8 protein-coding genes are annotated in these 5,102 nt (G+C 71.7%); 6 read left to right on the top strand and 2 right to left on the bottom strand.

The window, feature by feature from the left end:
- On the top strand, positions 1 to 955 hold a 955-nt coding region (locus NON22_RS19990; RefSeq protein ID WP_257388739.1), incomplete at its 5' end, for a zinc-dependent metalloprotease.
- Positions 956 to 1,128: 173 nt separating this feature from the next.
- On the opposite strand, the gene NON22_RS19985 is transcribed toward NON22_RS19990, so the two are convergent.
- Positions 1,129 to 1,614 (bottom strand): NUDIX hydrolase, encoded by a 486-nt coding sequence (locus NON22_RS19985; RefSeq protein WP_257388737.1) that lies wholly within the window; start codon positions 1,612 to 1,614, stop codon positions 1,129 to 1,131.
- A gap of 19 nt (positions 1,615 to 1,633) precedes the next feature.
- Entirely contained in the window at positions 1,634 to 2,491 is an 858-nt protein-coding gene (locus NON22_RS19980; protein WP_257388736.1) for a DMT family transporter, read from the bottom strand.
- 140 nt (positions 2,492 to 2,631) lie between these two features.
- On the opposite strand from NON22_RS19980, the gene NON22_RS19975 reads away from it, so the two are divergent.
- From NON22_RS19975 to NON22_RS19955, 5 genes are all read left to right on the top strand, one after another.
- Positions 2,632 to 3,348 (top strand): PDZ domain-containing protein, encoded by a 717-nt coding sequence (locus NON22_RS19975; protein ID WP_257388735.1) that lies wholly within the window; start codon positions 2,632 to 2,634, stop codon positions 3,346 to 3,348.
- 239 nt (positions 3,349 to 3,587) lie between these two features.
- Positions 3,588 to 3,950: a hypothetical protein gene (locus tag NON22_RS19970; RefSeq protein ID WP_257388734.1), complete on the top strand. Its 363-nt coding sequence runs from the start codon at positions 3,588 to 3,590 to the stop codon at positions 3,948 to 3,950.
- A gap of 10 nt (positions 3,951 to 3,960) precedes the next feature.
- Positions 3,961 to 4,257: an EF-hand domain-containing protein gene (locus tag NON22_RS19965; protein ID WP_257388733.1), complete on the top strand. Its 297-nt coding sequence runs from the start codon at positions 3,961 to 3,963 to the stop codon at positions 4,255 to 4,257.
- 30 nt (positions 4,258 to 4,287) lie between these two features.
- Complete coding sequence (locus tag NON22_RS19960; protein ID WP_257388732.1) at positions 4,288 to 4,653, top strand: DUF4398 domain-containing protein; 366 nt, start codon at positions 4,288 to 4,290, stop codon at positions 4,651 to 4,653.
- A gap of 3 nt (positions 4,654 to 4,656) precedes the next feature.
- Positions 4,657 to 5,102 (top strand): hypothetical protein (locus NON22_RS19955; protein ID WP_257388731.1); only part of this gene is annotated, 446 nt, incomplete at its 3' end.

Genomic DNA, 5,102 nt, shown 5'->3' with positions numbered 1-5,102 from the left:
CGACGCTCTTCCGATCTCCGCGGCGGCCGGCCTCGAGTACGTCGGCGACGCCGATGCGCGCGCGCCGGGCGCGGCGCATCCGGACGGCCTGCTCTGGGACTATGGCCCTTCGTCGCTGCAGACCTTCGACCAGCTACTGAGCATTCGCCGCCGCGCATTGGCCGAATTCGGCCGCGGCGTGCTGCCGCCGGACCGCCAGCTCGGCGAACTCGAGGCGCGGCTCGTGCCGCTGTACCTGCTGCACCGCTACCAGACCGAGGCCGTCGCGCGGCTGCTCGGCGGCGCGAGCTATCGCTACGGCCTGGCCGGCGACACGGCGCCCGGTGCGACACCCGTCGCCGCGGCCGACCAGCGCGCGGCGCTCGATCGCCTGCTGCGCACCCTGAGTGCGAGCGAGCTCGCGCTGCCGGCCAACGTGCTCGACAGCGTGACGCCGCCGGGCAACGACTACGAACGCACGCGCGAATATTTCGCGACGCGCAGCGCGCCGCTGTTCGACCCCTTGTCGGCGGTCGCCGCGGCCAGCGCGCAGACCTTGCAGTTCCTGTTCGATCCGGCGCGGCTGAACCGCGTGGCCTGGCAACACGCGCGCGACGCGAACCAGCCCGGCATCGCCGACGTGCTGCGCGGTACGTTCCGCTCGACCTGGCAGCACGACACGGCGGCCGACACGGCGCCCGCCGCCGCGGCCGTGCAGCTCGCCGCGAACTGGACCACGCTCGACGCCGTGCTGAACCTGCTCGACGCGGGCCAGCTGCATGCGCAGGCCGACGCCGAGGTCCGCACCGAACTGAAGACCTGGCAGCAGTGGCTCACGCAGAACGCCACACAGGACGCCGGGCAGACCAGCGCAAGCCGCCGCGAAGCCGCCGCGCTGATAGGCCGTTATCTGGCCGATCCGAAATCGGTGAAGCTGCGGGCGATGCCGGTGATTCCTCCGGGCGCGCCGATCTAGTCGCTCCCGACGGGAGCGGCAATGGAAAATCGGGGATGGGGGTCGGAAGAGCGGCGCGAGGCCAGATTCAGGCATCGGCGCACTCACGATTCCCGTTTCCGCCTTCGCCCAACACAGTGTCGCAACGCCGAAGGCCGGCTCAGCCCGCTCCTTCGATTCCCCATTCCCGGCTCTCAGCGGGAAAACGCCCACGACACCATGCGTCCGTCGCGATACGGCATGACGCCATGGAACGGGCGCGGGTCGTCGTCGAAGACCAGCGGCAGGAAATGGCGGTCGCCTTCCCAGAGCGGCAGCTCGAGCAGGCGGTCGCGCTCGATCCATTCGAGCGCGCCTTCGGCATTGCGGGACGGCGGCGTGCCCTCGTAGGCCGTCACGAGGAACAGGAAGCCGAGCCAGTCTTCGCCGTGCTTGCCGAAGCCGGGCCAGCTGATCGTGCCGCGCAGGGTCAGCGCGGTGCATTCGATCTCGGCTTCCTCGCGGATCTCGCGGCGCATGCCGGCGAGCACGTCCTCGTCGGGCTCGATCTTGCCGCCGAGACCGTTGTACTTGCCGAGATGATGATCGTGCGCGCGCGCGTTGCGGTGGACCATGAGTACGCGCTTGCGGTCCGGCGACAGCACGTAGCCGAGGGTGGCGACGATCGGGGTATAGGGCATGGCTTCGCAGTCCGCAGGGTCAGGTTTCGCGGCGCTCGCCGCGGATCAGGTAAAGGCCGCTCGCGACGATGATGCCGGCGCCGACGAACGTGATCGCATCGGGAAAGGTGCGCCAGAGCAGCCAGTCCAGGCCCAGCGCCCAGACCAGCGCGGTGTATTCGAGCGGCGCGACGAGCGAGGCCGGCGTGCGGCGGAACGCTTCGGTCACGCAGTACTGGCCGGCCGCGCCGGTCGCGCCGATGCCGGCGAGCAGCCAGACGTCCTCGCCGCGCACGGCTTGCCAGTCGGGCCAGGCCACGACGGTCGCGAACACGGCGAGCAGGCTCAGCATCCAAAACACCATGGCCTGGGTCGTGTCGGTGCGGCCGAGCACGCGCACGCTGACCGCGCCGATCGCGTAGGCCAGCGCCGAGGCCAGCACGGCCAGTCCGCTCAGGGACAGCATGCCCTGCCCGCTCGGCCGCAGGATCACCAGAGTGCCCAGCAGGCCGACGCCGATCGCGCACCAGCGCCGCCAGCCCACGCGTTCGCCGAGCAGCGGGACGGCCAATGCGGTGACCAGCAGCGGCGCGACGAAGAACAGCGCATAGGTTTCCGCGAGCGGCAGCCGCTTGAGCGCGTAGGCGAACGCGGCCAGCATCACGACGGCGAGCACGCCGCGCAGCAGATGCAACGGCCAGCGCACGCGCAGCAGCTGGCCGGGGCCGCCGCTGAGCAGCACCCAGACCACGACGAACGGCCACGAGGCCAGTCCGCGCAGCGCAGCGACCTGGGTCGCCGGATAGTGCGCGGCCAGCAGTTTCATGCCGGTATCCATGAGCGCAAACAGGGCTACTGCAACGAGCATGACGAGCATGCCGCGCACGGACGGAGTCATCGCATCGCTTCGCAGGTGAGGCCGCGAGTATAGCCGCGCGGCCGTCCGCGTCGCGGTGCGACGGAAGTCGAAGTCGCGGCGCGGCGCGTCGATCCTTCCGGCTGAGGCGCCGTTCAACACGGCCTAACGCGGGAACGGGCATGCTCGCGTCGATTCCGGATCGCGAGAACGCCATGAACCTCCGCTTCGTCCTGCTGCTGGGCTGCGCGCTGCTGGCCGGCTGCGCCACATCCGTCGTGCGCGAGAGCGCCGCGCCGGGACTGCCGGCCGATACTGACAATCGCTACGACGCCGTCGCCGGCCGCGAGCCGGCCGTGATCGATCCGCTGCGCGCCGCGCCGGCGCCGGCCGAGCCCGAACTGCTGCCGGGACGCACGCCGGCCGCCGATCAGGAGCTGCTGACGCCCCAGTCCTACGTTCTGATCGGCAACAGCAGCCATGCGCGCGACGACGACGCGGCGCGCGCCTGGATCGCGCGCCAGGGCAAGGCGATCGGCGCCGACAAAGTCCGCTGGTACGCCCAGGGCGGCGGCGGCCTCGGCGCCGCCTACTTCGTGCGCCTGCGCCTCGTGTTCGGCGCCACGTTCCGCGATCTCAACGCGAACGAGCGGCAAGTCTGGCCGGCCGGCGGCGTGCGGCTCGGCGAGGTGGTCGGCGACAGTCCGGCCTCGCGCGCGAACCTGCGCCCCGGCGACATCGTCACGGCGCTCGATCGCAAGCCGGTGAACGATCGCGCGAAATTTCAACAGCTGCTGCGCGAGAACATGGGCCGCACGGTCGAGCTGGACCTGGCCCGCGGCAGCGAGCCGCTGCGGCGCAAGGTCCAGCTCGGCCGCACGTTCGGCGACACGCCCTAGCCGATCCGGGCAGCCTGCACGAAGCCGGCCGCGGAAACGGCGTTCTGCCTGAAACTGCCGCGGCCGCCGCGCGCCTAAGCGCCGTTCGCACAAGGACTTGCGCCGGGACGCCCGGCTGGCACGGAAACTGTCGTGCTGGCTCGTAGGTCCCCCTGCGACGGCGTCGAGTGCCCGCCGACGCGCCGTTCCGCGCGCTGCAGTGCCGACCTTCCTTCGTCCGCCACAAGAGGAGACAGGCCATGGTGCAGAAGACAGCGTCCAACGGCATCGCCGCCGGCCATGCGCCGGCGCGAGCCGCCGCCGCGCGCCAGCGCGCGCGCAAGACGGATTCGGTCGACGGCGCCGCACCGCGCCGATCCACCGAAATCACGCCGCGGCGCGCCACGCTCGCGAAAGCCGCCCGGCAGCTCAAGTCGCCGAAGGTATTCGTGCCGCTGACCATCGCCGTCGGTCTCGGCATCGCCGCGATCGCGCGGCTGGCCGGCCGCGGCAACAAGAGCCGCGCATTGCCGCGTCTGGCCAAGGAGGTGTCGCCGCGTCTCAACGACGCGATGCACGCGCTGGCCGAGCTCGGGCGCGAGCTGCGCGCCCGGATCCGCTGAGAGAACCGCCATGAAGATCCTGATCGCTGTCCTGCTTTGCGGCGCCGCCGCCGGCGCCGCGGCGCAGACCGACGGCCTGCGCGAACAGGTCTATCCGAGCCCGCGCGGCGACATCATCGTGCGCTACGGCCAGCCGCCGGCCCAACCCTGGGCGCCCAAGCCCTCGTTCGAGTCGCTGGACAGGAACGGCGACGGCAGCGTCGACGAGAACGAAGCGTCGGGCTACGCACCGCTCGCCAACGACTACATCTACGCCGACAAGAACCGCGACGGACGCGTGTCGCGGCGCGAATACGAACGCTGGTAGGAATCCCGCCCCTCAGCAAGGAGCAACGCCATGAAAATCGCCGCATTGATTTTCGTCGCCGCCGCCGCGCTACCCGGATTGGCCGCGGCAGCGAACCGCCACGACGCCGAACTGGCCATGACCGCCGCCCAGAGCGCGCTCGATTCCGCCGAGCGGGCCGGCGCCGCGCAGTACGCCGGCGCCGAACTCGACACCGCGCGCAGCGGCATGGCCCGTGCGCAGGGCCTGGCCAACGAACGCGACTGGGACGAAACCCTGCTCGCCTCGGAAAAGACGCGCGCCGACGCCATCCTCGCCGAAGCGCGCAGCCGCCAGGCGCGCGCCGAGGCCACCACCGCCGAAGTCGAAGCCGCCGTGCGCACCCTGCGCATGGAGCTCGGACGCGCAGGAGGCTGAGCCATGAAAATCCGTCATCTCGTCTTTGCCGTTTCCACGGCGCTCGCGCTCGGCGCCTGCGCCAGTACGCCGAACGGCCCGGCGCCGGAAGTCGTGCGCCTGCAGTCGGAACTGCACCGCCTGCACGGCGACCAGCGCATCGCCACGACGGCGCAGGCCGAACTGGCCAACGCCGACGCCGCGGTCGACACGCTCGCGCGCGACGGCCGCCGGCTCGACCGCGAGCTGTTCGACCACGGCGTCTACATCGCCGACCGTCTCGTGAAGACGGCCGAGGCCGAAGGCCTCGCGCGCTTCGCCGAACGCCACGCGCAGGATCTCGGCCGCGAACGCGAGGAACTGCTCGCCGAAGCGCGCTCGCGCGATCTCGCGATCGCCCGCGCCGACGCGAGCGCCGCGGCCGCGGCCGCGCGTGACGCCCGGATGGACGCCGACCAGCAGCGCCTGGC

Source organism: Tahibacter caeni (genome assembly GCF_024609805.1).
Lineage (GTDB): Bacteria > Pseudomonadota > Gammaproteobacteria > Xanthomonadales > Rhodanobacteraceae > Tahibacter > Tahibacter caeni.
Note: the sequence above shows the minus strand (reverse complement) of the source record. Positions and strands in the feature narration are given on the sequence as shown.

Bases quoted from the DNA above. Each gene is read 5' to 3' on its own strand.
- NON22_RS19980 (WP_257388736.1), bottom strand. From the start codon at position 2,491: ATGACTCCGTCCGTGCGCGGCATGCTCGTCATGCTCGTTGCAGTAGCC.
- NON22_RS19970 (WP_257388734.1), top strand. From the start codon at position 3,588: ATGGTGCAGAAGACAGCGTCCAACGGCATCGCCGCCGGCCATGCGCCG.
- NON22_RS19965 (WP_257388733.1), top strand. From the start codon at position 3,961: ATGAAGATCCTGATCGCTGTCCTGCTTTGCGGCGCCGCCGCCGGCGCC.
- NON22_RS19960 (WP_257388732.1), top strand. From the start codon at position 4,288: ATGAAAATCGCCGCATTGATTTTCGTCGCCGCCGCCGCGCTACCCGGA.
- NON22_RS19985 (WP_257388737.1), bottom strand. From the start codon at position 1,614: ATGCCCTATACCCCGATCGTCGCCACCCTCGGCTACGTGCTGTCGCCG.
- NON22_RS19975 (WP_257388735.1), top strand. From the start codon at position 2,632: ATGCTCGCGTCGATTCCGGATCGCGAGAACGCCATGAACCTCCGCTTC.